The sequence below is a fragment of the Streptomyces gossypii genome, assembly GCF_025165795.1.
GTDB classification, from domain to species: Bacteria; Actinomycetota; Actinomycetes; order Streptomycetales; family Streptomycetaceae; genus Streptomyces; species Streptomyces gossypii.
Genome location: NZ_JAJAGO010000012.1, coordinates 230,500 through 244,135, shown reverse-complemented (window position 1 = coordinate 244,135; position 13,636 = coordinate 230,500). Strand labels below are relative to the sequence as shown.

At 70.8% G+C, this 13,636-nt stretch carries 9 protein-coding genes and 4 pseudogenes; 5 read left to right on the top strand and 8 right to left on the bottom strand.

The genetic code is table 11. From position 1 onward, the window contains the following. The 6 genes and pseudogenes from LHJ74_RS34260 to LHJ74_RS25105 form a co-directional block, all read right to left on the bottom strand. Complete coding sequence (locus tag LHJ74_RS34260; protein WP_375546838.1) at positions 1-3,099, bottom strand: helix-turn-helix transcriptional regulator; 3,099 nt, start codon at positions 3,097-3,099, stop codon at positions 1-3. Positions 3,100-3,188: 89 nt separating this feature from the next. After that, on the bottom strand, positions 3,189-3,374 hold the full coding sequence (locus tag LHJ74_RS25125; RefSeq protein ID WP_260220487.1) for a hypothetical protein: 186 nt from the start codon (positions 3,372-3,374) through the stop codon (positions 3,189-3,191). A gap of 539 nt (positions 3,375-3,913) precedes the next feature. Then, a pseudogene (locus tag LHJ74_RS25120) lies at positions 3,914-4,042 on the bottom strand (cation:proton antiporter); the annotation flags it as partial. A 6-nt stretch (positions 4,043-4,048) separates the two neighbouring features. Continuing rightward, positions 4,049-5,950 carry an alkyl/aryl-sulfatase gene (locus LHJ74_RS25115; RefSeq protein ID WP_260220485.1) on the bottom strand — a complete coding sequence of 634 codons (1,902 nt, stop codon included), beginning with the start codon at positions 5,948-5,950 and terminating at the stop codon, positions 4,049-4,051. Positions 5,951-6,365: 415 nt separating this feature from the next. Continuing rightward, the gene (locus tag LHJ74_RS25110) at positions 6,366-6,803 is read right to left on the bottom strand and encodes a DUF7144 family membrane protein (RefSeq protein ID WP_260220484.1); all 438 of its coding nucleotides are present in this window, start codon (positions 6,801-6,803) and stop codon (positions 6,366-6,368) included. A gap of 432 nt (positions 6,804-7,235) precedes the next feature. Then, positions 7,236-8,093, bottom strand: a complete 858-nt coding sequence (locus LHJ74_RS25105) for an NmrA family NAD(P)-binding protein (RefSeq protein ID WP_260220483.1) — start codon at positions 8,091-8,093, stop codon at positions 7,236-7,238. A gap of 48 nt (positions 8,094-8,141) precedes the next feature. Here LHJ74_RS25105 and LHJ74_RS25100 point away from each other — a divergent pair. From LHJ74_RS25100 to LHJ74_RS25080, 5 genes and pseudogenes are all read left to right on the top strand, one after another. Further along, positions 8,142-8,900 (top strand): annotated as a pseudogene (locus LHJ74_RS25100) (DUF234 domain-containing protein); the annotation flags it as partial. A gap of 348 nt (positions 8,901-9,248) precedes the next feature. Beyond that, complete coding sequence (locus tag LHJ74_RS25095; RefSeq protein WP_260220482.1) at positions 9,249-9,551, top strand: hypothetical protein; 303 nt, start codon at positions 9,249-9,251, stop codon at positions 9,549-9,551. Further along, entirely contained in the window at positions 9,544-9,996 is a 453-nt protein-coding gene (locus LHJ74_RS25090) for a cupin domain-containing protein (protein ID WP_260220481.1), read from the top strand. Before LHJ74_RS25095 ends, LHJ74_RS25090 begins: the two co-directional genes overlap by 8 nt. 806 nt (positions 9,997-10,802) lie before the next feature. After that, positions 10,803-11,267, top strand: coding sequence for a hypothetical protein (locus LHJ74_RS25085; RefSeq protein WP_260220480.1), 465 nt, complete (start codon positions 10,803-10,805; stop codon positions 11,265-11,267). Positions 11,268-11,841: 574 nt separating this feature from the next. Continuing rightward, a pseudogene (locus LHJ74_RS25080) lies at positions 11,842-11,991 on the top strand (transposase); the annotation flags it as partial. A 17-nt stretch (positions 11,992-12,008) separates the two neighbouring features. On the opposite strand, the gene LHJ74_RS25075 reads toward LHJ74_RS25080, so the two are convergent. Next, on the bottom strand, positions 12,009-12,623 hold the full coding sequence (locus tag LHJ74_RS25075; protein WP_260220479.1) for a hypothetical protein: 615 nt from the start codon (positions 12,621-12,623) through the stop codon (positions 12,009-12,011). Positions 12,624-13,191: 568 nt separating this feature from the next. Continuing rightward, a pseudogene (locus LHJ74_RS25070) lies at positions 13,192-13,386 on the bottom strand (helix-turn-helix domain-containing protein); the annotation flags it as partial. Between the last annotated feature and the right edge of the window lie 250 nt (positions 13,387-13,636).

Here is a 13,636-nt window from a genome sequence, read left to right as displayed (position 1 = left end):
TCAGGCGGGGAGTGTCTCGTCGAAAACCCCCAGCCGGTGCGCGATGGCCGCGGCCTCCCCTCGGCCTGAAGCACCCAGCTTGGCCAGGATGTTGGAGACATGCACGCTCGCCGTCTTCGGCGAGATGAACAGCTCCTCCGCGATCTGCCGGTTGCTCCGCCCGGCGGCGACCAGCCGCAGCACGTCCCGCTCCCGGACGGTCAGGCCCAGCTCCGCTGCCGGCGTCGGGGGCGGGTCCGTCTCTCCGTCGGCCTGCTGCAGCGGAATCCGGGCGCGGCCGGCCAGCGTGGTGATCTCCGTCTCGAGGGGCGCCGCGCCCAGCTCGCGCGCTACCACCTCCGCCTGCCGCAGCAGCTCACCGGCCGCATCGCGGGACCCGGCGCCGCCCTGGGTGATCAAGACCTCCGCGAGCCGCAACCGGGCGGTGGCCAGCAGCGGCGGGGCCTCCAACTGCTCGATGGAGGCGACGGCCTGCGTCCATAGGGCGGTGGCGTCCCGGCCCGAGGCGGTGAGCAGCTCGGCTCTGGTCATCAGGGCCTGCGCGGCCCACAGCGGTACGAACTCGGGCTGGCCCTTCATCGCCTTGCGGATCCACTCGACCGCCGCCCTGCGCCCCGGCTCGGCCGCCGCGAGCTTGCGGGCCCGCGCTTCCGCCGCCGCGGCCTCGCACAGCAGCGGCCAGCCGTAGCGCTGGTGGCTGGGGGCGATGGCTTCGCCGACCGCCGTCTTGAGAAGGGAGCGAACGTCGAGGATCCGGCCGTCGGCGGCCGCCAGTGCGATGGCGATCCGGGCCATGGCCAGGGTGTGCTGCGGCTCCGGGTAGGGGCCGGTGGTCCAGGTGTCGGCCTCCTCAAGCCGGCGGCGGGCTTCGTCGTAGTCACCCCGGGCCAGGGCCAGTTCGGCCTGCTGTCCGGCGATCTGCCCCCGGGTGCGGACGCTCACCCCGCGGCGGCCGAGGGCCCGCTCGAGCGCTTCCTCGGCGTCGGCCCAGCGGCCGAGCTGGGTGAGGGATTCGGCGAGGTTGCCGTCGATGAACGAGGCGGTGTCCGGTAGTCCGTGCCGCTCGGCCAGCCCGCTGCCCTCCTCGGCGGCGTCGACGGCCTCGGCGTAGCGGCCGATGCCGTGCAGCCCTGTGGACAGGTTGCCGTAGCCGCGCAGCAGGACGTTGGCGTTGCCCGGCTCCAGGTCCCGGGCGCACACGTCGCGGGCCCGCGCGAGGCCCGAGTCGACGTCGCCCGCGTCGATGGTGAGCCAGGCCAGGGTGTGCTGCGCGGTGAGGCCGGTGGTCTCGGCGCCTGTCATCCGGCAGAGCTCCACCGCCTGTTCTGCGGTCTCGATCGCTGTGGGTCCCGGCTGGTGCACGGCGTACCAGTGCGCCGCATGTGTCAGCACATCGGCGTGTACGACGGACGGCGGCAGGCCCTTCACCAACTTCTGGGCGTGGGCGATCTCGTCCCAGCCGTCGGAGCGGGAGAGGTCGCGCATCAGATGATGGCGTTCGGTCCAGAACCAGGCTGCCCGAAGGGAATCTTCCCTGCCCGGTGAGGTATCCCCTGCTCGAGCGGAGCCGAGAGCCTGGGGAGGAAGCCGACGGCTTGGGGAAGGGCCGGCCTCCAGCTCGCGCAGCGCCCGCTTGCAGAGGGCGAGTGCCCGCTCCCGCTCTCCCGCCGGACGCGCGGCGACGACGAGCGCGGCGAGCAGGTCCACGAAGTCCCCAGGCATGTCCGGGGAGATGGCCGGACACAGGCCGTCCTCGACGCCTTGCCGCATCGTCTGCCGGCGCAGCTCCTCGGGTGTGTCGTCCCACAGTTGCAGTGCCTGCTCCAGCAGATGGTGCTGCTCGGCGAACGCGTGCCGGCCGCGGGCGGCAGCCGCCGCGGCGATCACGGCGGGCAGCGCTCTGGCGGGGTCGCGGGCGCCGAACCAGTAGCCGGCCAGCCGTCCGGCCCGCTCCTCGGACCGTACGAGCGTGGGGTCGGCCTCCAGCGCCTCGGCGTAGCGGCGGCTGAGCCGGGAGCGTTCACCGGGCAGCAGGTCGCCGGCCACTGCCTCGCGCATCAGGGCGTGCCGGAAGCGGAAGGACTCGCTCTCGTCGGAAGGCTGCAGGACGGCGGCGCCGACAGCGGAACGCAGGGTCTCGATCAGCTCGTCCTCGGCGAGGCCCGTGACGGTGGCCAGCAGCCGGAACTCCACCTCGGAGCCGCCCTCGGCGGCGATCCGCACCAAGCGCTGCACCTCGTCCGGCAGTGCCTCGACCCGGACCAGCAGCAGGTCGCGCAGGGAGTCGCTGATGCCGCCCGGGGAGCCGTCGAGGATGCTGCGGGCCAGCTCCTCCACGAAGAACGCGTTGCCCTCGGAGCGTTCGAAGACCCGGTCCAGCACCTGCTCGGACGGGGCCTCGCCGCGGATGGCGGCGAGCTGGTGGCGGACCTCGCCGCGGTCGAAGCGGGAAAGTTCGAGGCGGGTGACGGTGCGCAGCCGCTCGTACTCGGCGAGGGCGGGGCGCAGCGGGTGGCGGCGGTGCAGGTCGTCGGCGCGGTAGGTGGCGAGGATGAGCAGGCGGCTGTCGGTGAGGGCGCGCAGCAGATAGCTGAGCAGCTCGCGGGTGGAGCGGTCGGCCCAGTGCAGGTCCTCCAGGGCCAGGACGAGGGTCCGGTCCGCGGCAAGGCGCTCCAGCAGGCGGACAGTGAGCTCGAAGAGCCGGGCACGGCCGTCGGCTTCGGGCCGTCCCCGGTCCATCTCGCCGAGCTCGGGCAGCAACCGGGCAAGCTCGCCTTCCTGGCCGGCGACGGCGGCGTGGAGCTCCGCGCCGAGCTGGCGGCGCAGGGAGCGCAAGGCGGTCGAGACGGGGTGGTAGGGCAGAGCGTCGGCGCCGGTTTCGACGCAGCCGCCGAGGGCGACGACGGCCCCGTCCGCCGCAGCCCGGGTGAGGAACTCCTGCATCAGCCGGGTCTTGCCGACGCCCGCTTCGCCGCCCACGAAGAGGGCGTGGGGCTCCCCGGCGTCCGCCCGGAACAGGGCCTCGCCGAGGGTGGTCAGCTCGGCGCTGCGGCCTACGAGGACGGGGCTTGTGTGACTGCTGTGCACGCTGCCGAGCATCGCATGCCGTACGAGGTGGGGGACAGCGGTTTCGGCGTCGACGGGGGCCGCGGCGGCCGGGTGTCCGGCCATGCGATGCCCTTGCTCCGTCACTCGGCGCGGAAGTAGTGCTTGCGGCTGTCGGCGCCGGAGGTGCCGTCGGCGGCGGCACGGGCCGCCTTCGCGGACTTCACGGCCTGCTCGGCCTCGCGGACCAGGCGACGCTGCGCGGCCCGGGCGAGGAAGGCGGCCTGGCGGGCGGCCTGGCGGGCGGCCTGGAACTCGTGGTGCAGCATGACGGTCTCCTTGGACGAACTGGTCTCTTGCCGTGATTCCAGCGTCGTGTCCAAGGTGGGAGCGCCACATCGGGAGGCTTGCGTATCCTGCCGCACAGCGGGTGCCTTAGGCCTGGGGCGAGGATGCCTTACGGCCTGGTGCACGACAGCCAGCGGGCTCCCGACGCCCTGCGACTCCGCCTCCTGCGTTGTCCTCAGTCGACGACGCTCCGCGTCGCCTCCCTCCTCCGCCTTGGATCCGAAGCCCATGACGCCGCTCGCTGATCCACTGGCTATCGTGCACCAGGTCGTTAGTGAGAGCCGAGGCCGTCGAGGTGCGGGCCGCGTCGATCGAGAGGCTCGCCGACGAGGGTGACCGCCTGTCCCGGGCGGACGCGCCGCGGTGCTCACCCTGCTGACCGCTGTGGCCACCAGCGGCTGGCACGCGGGGCCGGGCCACGGCAGCCCGGGGCCGTGCCGTCGCCCAGGTCCGCTCAACCGGAAGAGGGCGGCTTCGCGCGCGAGTGTCCCAGCGGCTCGCCGGCCGTGGAGGTTTCGTCGATCATGGGAGCGAACTCACCGACGGCGCCGAACGCCGATGTCACGGTGCCGAAGCGCCCGCGCAGAGCACCCTGGCCGCGCAGGAGCGGCAGCACGGTGCCGAGGGCCGTGCTGGTCAGCGCGGTGCCGCCTGGTCACGGGGTGACGATGGCGAAGCCCGGGTCCGGGGTGCTGAGGTGGCCGAGGAGTTCGGCCAGCTTGCCGGGGTCGCCGGTGACCTGGATGCCGGTCCGGCCGCTCAACTCGTGAGGCGAGGCAGTACCGAGGAGGACCGCACGCAGGGTGGCTTCGTCGAGAGTGATCTCGACGTCGGGGTCGGCCGCGGCGGGGCCGGTGCCGGTGACGTGGGTGAGGACCCCGTTGCGCAGCCGGAGGGTGAGGGGGTCGCCGCTCCTGAGGTCGAAGCGGACGGTGATGTCCGCGTCCCAGGCGCGCGGCCCGTCCACGCGGATGGCGAGGGCGTCGCAGAGCTGGTCCGGCGTCAGGGCGGCCAGCAGGTCCGGCGCGACGGTGGAGGTGGGGGTGCCGATCGGCCCGTGACGCAGCTCCAGAGCGCCTGTGAGGTAGAAGTTGCGCCAGGTGCCGTTCTCGCTGCCGTATCCGAGCTGTTCCAGGGCGTCGGCCTGCAACTGCCGTGCCTCGGCGTGGTCCGGGTCGGCGAAGAGCACGTGGTTGACGACCTGGGCCACCCACCGGAAGTCGCTGTCGGCGAAGGACTGCCGCGCGCGTCGCAGGACCTCCTCCGCACCGCCCATGAACTCCACGTACCGGCGGGCGGCCCCGACGGGCGGGTGTTCCCACAGGTGGGCCGGGTTGCCGTCGAACCAGCCCAGATACCGCTGATACACGGCCTTCGTGTTGTGGCTGACCGAGCCGTAGTAGCCGTGGGTGTGCCAGGCCCGCTCCAGGGCCGGGGGCATCTCGATCGTCTCGGCGATCTCCAGCCCCGTCAGACCCTCGTTGAGCATGCGCAGCGTCTGGTCGTGCAGGTAGGCGTACAGGTCCCGCTGCTCGGACAGGAACGCCGGCACGCGGTCGTGGCCCCACACCGGCCAGTGGTGTGAGGCGAAGGCGACGTCCGTGGCGTCGACGAAGAGGCTGATGGCTTCGGTGAGGTAGCGGGCCCACTCCCGTGGGTCGCGGACCTGGGCGCCGCGCAGGGTGAGCAGATTGTGCAGGTTGTGGGTGGCGTTCTCCGCCATGCACAGGGCCGCGTGGTCCGGGAAGTGGATGTTCAGTTCTGCCGGGGCCTCGGTGCCGGGGGTGAGCTGGAAGACCATGCGGATGCCGTCGACGGTCTCGGTCTGACCGGTGCGGGTGATGTGCAGCGTCGGCGGGATGAGCCCGACCGAACCCGTGGAGAGGGTCTGCCCGAGACCGGCCCCGATCTGTCCGCGCGCGCCTCTCGGCAGAGCGGCGCCGTACATGTAGGCGGCGCGCCGGTTCATCGCCGCACCTGCGTACACGTTCTCGCTGACGGCGTGCTCCAGGAAGCCTTCCGGCGCGATGACCGGCAGACCGGCCGCGACGTCCTGGTCGCCGATCACACCCCGCACACCGCCGAAGTGGTCGGCGTGGCTGTGGGTGTAGAGCACGCCGGTGACCGGCCGGTCACCGCGGTGGGCGCGGTACAGGGCGAGGGCCGCGGCGGCGGTCTCGGCGCAGAGCAGCGGGTCGATCACGAGTACGCCCCGCTCACCCTCCACCAGCGTCATGTTCGACAGGTCGAAGCCCCGCACCTGGTAGAGGCCCTCGACGACTTCGAACAGACCGTGGTCGGCGGCCAGCCGGCTCTGCCGCCACAGGCTCGGGTTGGCCGTGTCCGGGCAGTCCTGCCGCAGGAAGCCGTACGCGCCGAGGTCCCACACCACGCTCCCGTCCTCGGCGCGGATCACGTTCTCCTGCGCGGTGCCCATGAACCCGCGCCGCGCGTCCTGGAGGTCCTGGGTGTCGTCGAAGGGGAAACGTTGCCGGACCGCCTGGTTGGCCTCCGCGATCGGCTGCTCCGCAGGCTTGGACTCCGTGTTCCCGAGCATCGGCATCTCCCTCGCAGGCGGCATTGCGCAAGCCGGCAACGCGACGACGCCCGGCCCCTGCCACTGTCACCCGAGCCGGGAGACCGGACGAGCGGGTGTACGCCGTCGGAGGGAGAACGCGCGGTTGCGGAAGCCCGCGCACGCGCACACGAGAGGTCCACTCCACTCCGGCTCGCCCGCACCTCGCGCGCCCGGAAGCTGGAGGCACCGCCTCAGCAGTGCTTGGGGCCGAGGAGGCCGATGAGCACGGCACCGGGACACCTTCCGCCGCCTCGAACAGGCAGGCAATCCCCGCCCCGGCCACGAGCCGAACCGGCCTCATCACCACCCCCTGCCGGTGACCCACCCCGTAACCCACCCGGTACGCGCGCGACTCCCGAGCCGCGGACCGATCCGTGCGGCTGAACCACGCCGGTCAGACCGGGGACGTTCGGCCGTGGTCGGTGCACAGCGCCCAGATGACGAAGACAGCCAAGGCGATCGACACGATCGACCAGAGCGGGTGGTAAGGCAGCCACATGAACTGGGCGATGACGACGAGGGCGGCGATTCCGACACCTACGCCTCGTGCCCAGTCGGAACCCTTGAGGACACCCCAGCCGGTGACGGCGATCAGGATGCCGAGAATCAGATGGATCCAGCCCCAGGTGGTGAGGTTGAGCTCGAAGACGTAGTCACCGACGCGGGTGTAGACGTCGTCCTCGGCGACGGCGGCAATGCCGCTCAGGATGCCGAAGACGCCTTGCACCAGCATCAGCACACCGGCGAACACGGTACCGCCGGAGGCCCAGCTGCTGCCCGCGCCGCCTCGCTGCCGCGTGGGGCGTCCGGTGTTCTGAGCCGCGTCGGCCATGATTCTCTCCATCCCTCGGTACTTTTTCGGGCAAGGACTTCGAGCGTCGACCGGCGACAGCCGAGCGGCGAGCGGTGTGAGCCGTTCGAGGGAGGGTTGTCGCGGGGCTTGATCGACGTGGCCGGGCGGGCTTCAACGCAAGGACGGTCCACCCGCGCGCTCCGGTGGTCTTCGCCACTCGGCGTGCTCCGTAGGGCGGCGCCGGACGCGGACGCGGCCGTCACAGTGATGCGGCCCCTTCCGTGTCCGTCCCACGAGCTAGTGCTGCGTCAGGCACGGTTTGCCCGGTGGCGAGGCGTCCTGGTGCGGTCAGCGGCAAGGCGCCCGGTCGGCCTCGTAGTGGGCCTGCTCGGCCGGTCGGGTAACGCGGCCGATGGCCGTGCCAGGGCGGCGAGCGGGGCAGACCTTGCCCGACGAAGCACTAGGCGGGGGCTATGCCGTGACTGCGGGTTCGGTTGCCGTGAGGGTGTCCGCGTGCTCCGCAGCCCACTGTCCGAAGGTGCGGGCCGGGCGGCCGGTGACCTTCTCGACGGTGTCGACGACCGTACGGCCCACCTCCGGGGTGTTCCCGTACGCCTCGATCAGGAAGCCGATCACGTCCTCCGGGTGGCCCGCCGCCCGCCATTGCGCGACGGCCTGCTCCTCGGTCAGCTCGACCAGGTCGATCTCCCGGCCGCAGGCCGCGGCGATCGTCGCCACCTTGTCACCGACGGTCAGCAGCTCGGGGCCGGTGATCACGTACTCCTGGCCCCCGTGCCCCTCCGCGGTGAGCGCGACCGCGGCGACGGCACCGATGTCGCCCTCGTGGACCATGGCGCTCAGCCGTGAGACGAACGGCTCACGGACGGCGCCCGAGGCCATGATCCCGTCCGTCCACTCCAGCGCGTTGGACATGAACTCGACCGGCATGAGTACGGTCCAGTCGACACCGTCGTCGGCGCGCACGGCGTCCTCCAGCAGGGACGGCCCGCCGCCGTGCAGCACGGTGACCCGGCGCACGCCGGCCGCGCGGGCCAACTCCATGATCCGCGGGCCGGTCTCCAACGGGGCGAAGTAGGGCCCGCCGAAGGTGATCAGATGGAGGCCGGTGACGCCCTCCAGGGCCGGGAGCAGGCTGTCGGGCTCGGTCAGGTCGCCCTGGACGACCTCGACTCCGACCGGGAATGCGGCCGTCGCCGCATCCCGGGTGAGGGCGCGGACCGCGTGGCCGCGGGCGAGCAGCTCAGCGACGACCTGGCGGCCGACGGTTCCGGTGGCGCCGGTTACAAGAATCTTCTGCGTCTGTGTCATGGCACGACCCTAGGAAGCCTTCAGGTCAGTTTCCGTCCGCAGGCCGCACTCCAGGCGGCACTGAGCGGTCCGGTCTCGGCCTTGCTGGTGTCGGCGGAGCGCTCGCTCGCTGCGGAGTTCCCCCAGCAGGTCCAAGCCCGCACCGTCCTCTCGGCGATCGGCGATCGGCAGCGGTGAGCGGACGTTCTCCCATATCGCCCGCCATATCGCCCGCGCCGCCGGCGGGATCGGGGCGACCCCGCTACAGCGGTCGCTGGGGATACTTGCGGACAAGCGGATGATCGCGGCGGAGCTTCCCGTGTCCACACGGCCTTCGAAGGATCGTCGCTACCGGGTCGCCGATCCCTGCCTCCGCTTCTGGCTGAAGCTCCTGAGCCCCGCGATGGAGGAGATCGAGCGAGGCCGGGGTGACCTGACGCTGCGGCGCATCCGCGAAAACCCGACCAGTTGGCGTGGCACGGCTGTTGAACTCTGGTGCGCGAGGCTCTGGCACGACTGCTGCCCGACGCGAACCTCCCCGCCGCCCCCGCCATCGGCGGTTACTGGACCCGCACCAACGATGTGGAGATCGATGTCGTGGGAGCGGACCGCGCGCCGATCGCCAACGATCTGTTGTTCGTCGGCTCGGTGAAGTGGCTGGAGAACTCCCCGTTCGACCGGCGCGATCTCGCGGCGCTGCACCGAAACCGCGCCGCGCTCACGCCTGCTCCCGTGCCTGTGATCGCGCTCCCGCGCAGCGGGACCGACTGCGCGGGGCTCGACGCTGCGTACGGCCCGGCGGAACTCCTCGCGGAGTGGTCCTCCTGAGCACGCCGGGATGCACGCCGGACCGGAGGCGTACGGCCTGCGGGCAGGACTCGTGGCGGCCGAGCTCTGGCCCCGGCAGCCGACCCTGCCTCGCGAACTCAGCCCGAGGCCGAACAGAGCAGCCTTCCTGGGGGATGAACCCCAGGTCAGAGCGGTAACGGGTAGTGCAAAGTTACCAGGCGTGAAATGTCCGCCAGAGGTGCCCCGTTGGGCTCGCAAGGCCCTCGTCCGCCCGGACGGAGGAACCCGGCCGTTCGGACCGGAAGCATGGCCGGTCGGCCGAAGCGGAGCCGGAGAACGCGGGCCAGCGTACTTCTCAGCAGGTCCCACCACTGAGAGGAATGCCCGATGGTTCAGCGAACGTCCGACCGCAACGCCGGCGTGACCATCGAGTTCGAGAGGGACGTCTTCAAGCTGTTGCTGGAGACGAAGCGCACGGTGGCCAAGCAGGAACGCGCCCTACGCGGCACGGGCACGGCTGCCAACCAGCCGGAGTGGTTCCGTCAGCTGCCCCAGGCGCGACGGCCGGCAATATTCGGCTACCTCCGGGCTCGGCGGCCCTGCCCAGGCACCGGACGGGGCCTTCCGGCAGCTCACGGGCCCCTCCTGGCGGGCCGTACGGCGCTGCGCCAGGATATACGGCATGGCTGAGATCTCTGAACTCGTGCGGCAGCTGGACCTGCAACCCCACGTCGAGGGCGGCTGGTTCCGGGAGACGTGGCGGACCGGGGCGAAGACGACGCCGGAGGAGTATCCCGGGCCGCGGGCGTTCGCCACCGGCATCTACTTCCTGCTGCACCCCGGCGAGATGTCGCGGTGGCACCGCGTACGCTCCGACGAACTCTGGCTGTGGCACCGGGGCGGGCCGCTGCGCCTGCGGCTGGGCGGCGAGGGCGCCACCCCGGACGAGGCGGACACCGACGATACGGTGCTGGGAGGGGACGTGGCGGCCGGTGAGCAGCCGCAGTTCCTCGTGCCCGGCGGCGTCTGGCAGGCCGCCGAGCCAGCGGGCTCCGAACCGGTCCTGGTGACGTGCGTGGTCGCCCCCGGCTTCGACTTCGAGGACTTTACCGACATCAAAGACGTCCAGGGCTGACGGGAGCGGGACACCCCGAGGCACGGACGTCTCCGATCCGTGCCGCCCCCCGTCATCTCGTGACTAAGGGCTGTCCCGTAATCCCCGGTGGGTCAGTGCGCGGCGTCAGATGCGGTGCTTCGCAAGGCGGAGGGGCGTCCTCGTACTGGGCGTCTCCGGGCGTCTCCGGGCGTTCCGGCAACGCAGCGAGGTGCCGTAGCTGTCGTCGTGCGCCCGCCAGGGATTACGGGACAGCCCTTAGCGCTGCGTATCCGCGACGATCGCCGAACTGCGCAGGTTGGACGAGCCGGCCTGGCTGGAGATCCGGTCCGTGGGGGCGGTGACGGGTTTCCGGGTGATCGCCAGGTGTTCGAGGTGGGTCTCGGCGCCTTCCGCAGTCGAGTCTGCAGTTCGGTGATCTGTGTTCGGAGGTTGTCGGTCAAGGCCCCGGGCGGCGTCCTCCTGGATGCCGGGTGCGTCGTCCGGTCCTTGCACGCCGTGATCACTGGCCCGAGCAGCAACCATCGCTCGACCGATAAGCCGCTCGGGCACGGCTTGCGTTCACTCACCCAGCCACCCCGACAGACCACCGGCTGCGGCCCGGCGGATTCCGCCCACACCCACACCATCAGGCGATAGCAGAAACGCCCGAAGGCCCACGACCCACCCTCGCACGCTGTAAGCGCTGCTGGTCGGGCCAGGCATCCCTGAGGGAACCGAATCCTGACTTTGTCACTGCAGTGCAACCGCCTCGCACGTCACGGCAGTTGCTGCGAATCGCTGGCTAGGGTTCCCTCGGTATCACTGGCACATCAGAAGGGCTGTTCATGAGGCTCAAGCGTGTGGGCCGCTTCGGCACCACCGGCGCCTTGGTCGCCGCGGCATTCGGCGCGTCGATCGTCGTCACCCCGTCGTCCGCCTCCGCGGAGAGCGCGTGGGAGTGCTACGGCAAGGAAGTCAGGCGCTGCGCCACCGTCTGGTGGGACGAGTCGGCCGACACATACCGGGCGCGGGCGAAGATCACCGACGTCGCCGGCGGCGGCAACTACCAGGTCAAGGTCACCGACGTGAAGCTCCGGCGCTTCAACGGGGAGAAGGAGGTGACGGTGCGCACCGCGAAGGACCACGACGGCTGGAAGGGCACCCAGGACTTGGCGGGCACCAGCGCCGTCGATCCGTGCAAGTGGGACCAGAGCTTCAGCGTGGTGGCGACGTACAGCTGGAGAAAGGGCGGGAAGTCGGGCGAGAAGACCTGGAGCCCCAACATGGGGTGGTCGCTTCTCTGCAGGTGACCCGCCGAACGTATCCGCCCCGCGCCGAACGGTGCGGGGCGGGCGTGTCGGTTGTAATGCCGCACCAAACAGACGGCACCGGCAGTCCTGGATCTCCGGAGTAATCGCCTGGTGGCATCAGCAACGACTGATCGTTGAAGAGGCTGCTGGCGGATGGAGGGCGCACTTACTGCACCAAACCGAGGGCATGGGTGGACTCGAAAGTGCTTGCGCCCTATCGGTCCGAGGCCGTCGGATTGATTCTCCGCCGCGCGTTCTCGATCAGACGGCCGCATGCAATGACGGTCAAACGCGTCAGGTGCAAGTTGAAGGCACGAATGGCTTCGTCGATCTTTTGAGGCGCCGCATCCGTGGTCGGAGGCTGCCTCCTCGACCGGACCAGTGCACCCGCCGTCCTCGTCGGCTGCGGTGCGCTGGTGATCCTCATCGCCCCCGCCGGCATCGTTGTGCTGGAGCTGTATGGAGAGCGTCGTCGACGGCATCAGCCCTCACACGTTCCGGCCGAGCAGACGAGGGGTACCGATTGAGACCGGACGGCGACACATCACTTGGACCGGACCGAAGCGCTCGACACGTGACCGACGACCTTGTTCCTGATGACCTGTGGGAGCGTGTCGCACCCCTGCTTCCCGCACCACCGGCGCGCAGGCACCGATCCCCCGGACGAGTGCGCGTTCCCGACCGTGTGGCACTGGCGGGCATCGTGTACGTCCTGCGCAACGGCAGGCCCGATCGGACCGGCTATCCGGCTTCGGGCCGAGCGGCAGCCGATGCGTCGTTCGCTCGGCGGCGTCGGTAGTACGCGACGGTGAGGATCGCCAGGAGCGGGCCCCAGGCGAGGAGCGGGGCGTACGTCGTCCACAGCGCCCAGGCGGCCGGACCGCTGGTAGGGAAACCGTCGCCGTTCTCGTTCAACGGCTCCACGAAACCGAAGATCTGGTTCAGCACGGTGTACGCGCAGAGCATCATGATCAGCGTTGCCCCGAGTGCGGCTGGAATGACCACCGCCGGGATCGGGATCCGTCTGCCGTGCAGCCCCGGCACCCAACGCGGGACGACTTCGCCCCAAGGCCGCACCAGCCCGAGGGCGAGCAGCGCGAGTCCTTCGGATACCACGGACAGCCCGATCACGTACGGGCGTTCCCACGCCGCCCAGTGGTAGTCCGCGTCGTAGCCGGACAGGCCCAGCACCAGCGCGACACGCCATAGCCCAGACGGCAGGACACACAGCGGGATGGCATGGGCCACCCGGACCGCCCAGCGGGGAACGGGCTCGACGGGCTTGCGGCCGGTCGGCGCGCCGACTGACATCTCGGCGGCGGTTGCTGCTGCTGAGTCCCTGGCATGCGTGGTCATATGTGCCCTCCCTGGCGAGATCCGACGTTGTCGATCTTCGCGTGCGGGGTGGGTGCTCAGCGTCAGCCGTCGGGTTGACCCGGTGGGCGACCACAGGATGACACCGCCGGCGCCAGCACGAGCGGATTTCCTCCAGTAGCCCGCGCGATAGTGTCGGCAAACGATCGCTTGACGACACCCTTCGGGCATGTCCGTTGAACCCGGATGTACCGGGGCTCCGGGACGGTGCCGACCCGCCAGGACCAGGGTGTTCTCGGGCGGGGAGAGGTAGATGCCCACCTCGTCGCGTGCTTTGCTCACGAACTGCGGGTCGGTGGACAGCTTCCAGGTCTGCACGATGTGCGGTTTGAGCCCGAAGGCCCGCCAAATCCGGGAGATGGCCGACTGTGACGTCCCGGTCGCCTGGGCCATCGAGCGTGTCGACCAGTGCGTGTCGCCCTTCGGCGGCGCCTGTTCGAGGGTCGTGGCGATCACCGCCTCGACCTGCTCGTCGGTGATCTTCCGCGGCGCCCCCCGGGCGTGGCTGGTCGGTCAGCCCTTCCAGCCGGTCCGTGACGAACCGGGCCCGCCACTTGCGCACCGTCTCCCGCGAGACGCCCCATACCTGGGCGACCTGCGAGTTCGTCCTACCCTCCGCACACGCCAGCACGATCTTCGACCGCAACACCAACGACTGAGCCGCACCCCGCTGCCGCGACCGGCCCCTCAACACCCGGCGTTCCTGCTCGGACAACTCAGGCGACAACGGCTTCGGACTCGGCATCCACCCGCGCTGGCAACTGCCAAGGAACAGGCTGATTTCGCATGACCGCATCCTGCCACGCCTACCGCAGGGTGGCCGCTTCACCGACGGATGCAGGCCACGGATATGGTGCTGACGACCGATGGAACGGCGGCTGTGGCCTGCTTCGAGCATTGCGTGGACGGTGGCGTGTCTGGCCCGGATGCGGTTGGCGAACCGGTCACTCTTCCACGGCGAGGCCGGGGCCTCCCCGGACAGCACAGGCTCGTCC

Bases quoted from the DNA above. Each gene is read 5' to 3' on its own strand.
- LHJ74_RS34260 (WP_375546838.1), bottom strand. From the start codon at position 3,099: ATGCTCGGCAGCGTGCACAGCAGTCACACAAGCCCCGTCCTCGTAGGC.
- LHJ74_RS25125 (WP_260220487.1), bottom strand. From the start codon at position 3,374: ATGCTGCACCACGAGTTCCAGGCCGCCCGCCAGGCCGCCCGCCAGGCC.
- LHJ74_RS25115 (WP_260220485.1), bottom strand. From the start codon at position 5,950: ATGCTCGGGAACACGGAGTCCAAGCCTGCGGAGCAGCCGATCGCGGAG.
- LHJ74_RS25110 (WP_260220484.1), bottom strand. From the start codon at position 6,803: ATGGCCGACGCGGCTCAGAACACCGGACGCCCCACGCGGCAGCGAGGC.
- LHJ74_RS25105 (WP_260220483.1), bottom strand. From the start codon at position 8,093: ATGACACAGACGCAGAAGATTCTTGTAACCGGCGCCACCGGAACCGTC.
- LHJ74_RS25095 (WP_260220482.1), top strand. From the start codon at position 9,249: ATGGTTCAGCGAACGTCCGACCGCAACGCCGGCGTGACCATCGAGTTC.
- LHJ74_RS25090 (WP_260220481.1), top strand. From the start codon at position 9,544: ATGGCTGAGATCTCTGAACTCGTGCGGCAGCTGGACCTGCAACCCCAC.
- LHJ74_RS25085 (WP_260220480.1), top strand. From the start codon at position 10,803: ATGAGGCTCAAGCGTGTGGGCCGCTTCGGCACCACCGGCGCCTTGGTC.
- LHJ74_RS25075 (WP_260220479.1), bottom strand. From the start codon at position 12,623: ATGACCACGCATGCCAGGGACTCAGCAGCAGCAACCGCCGCCGAGATG.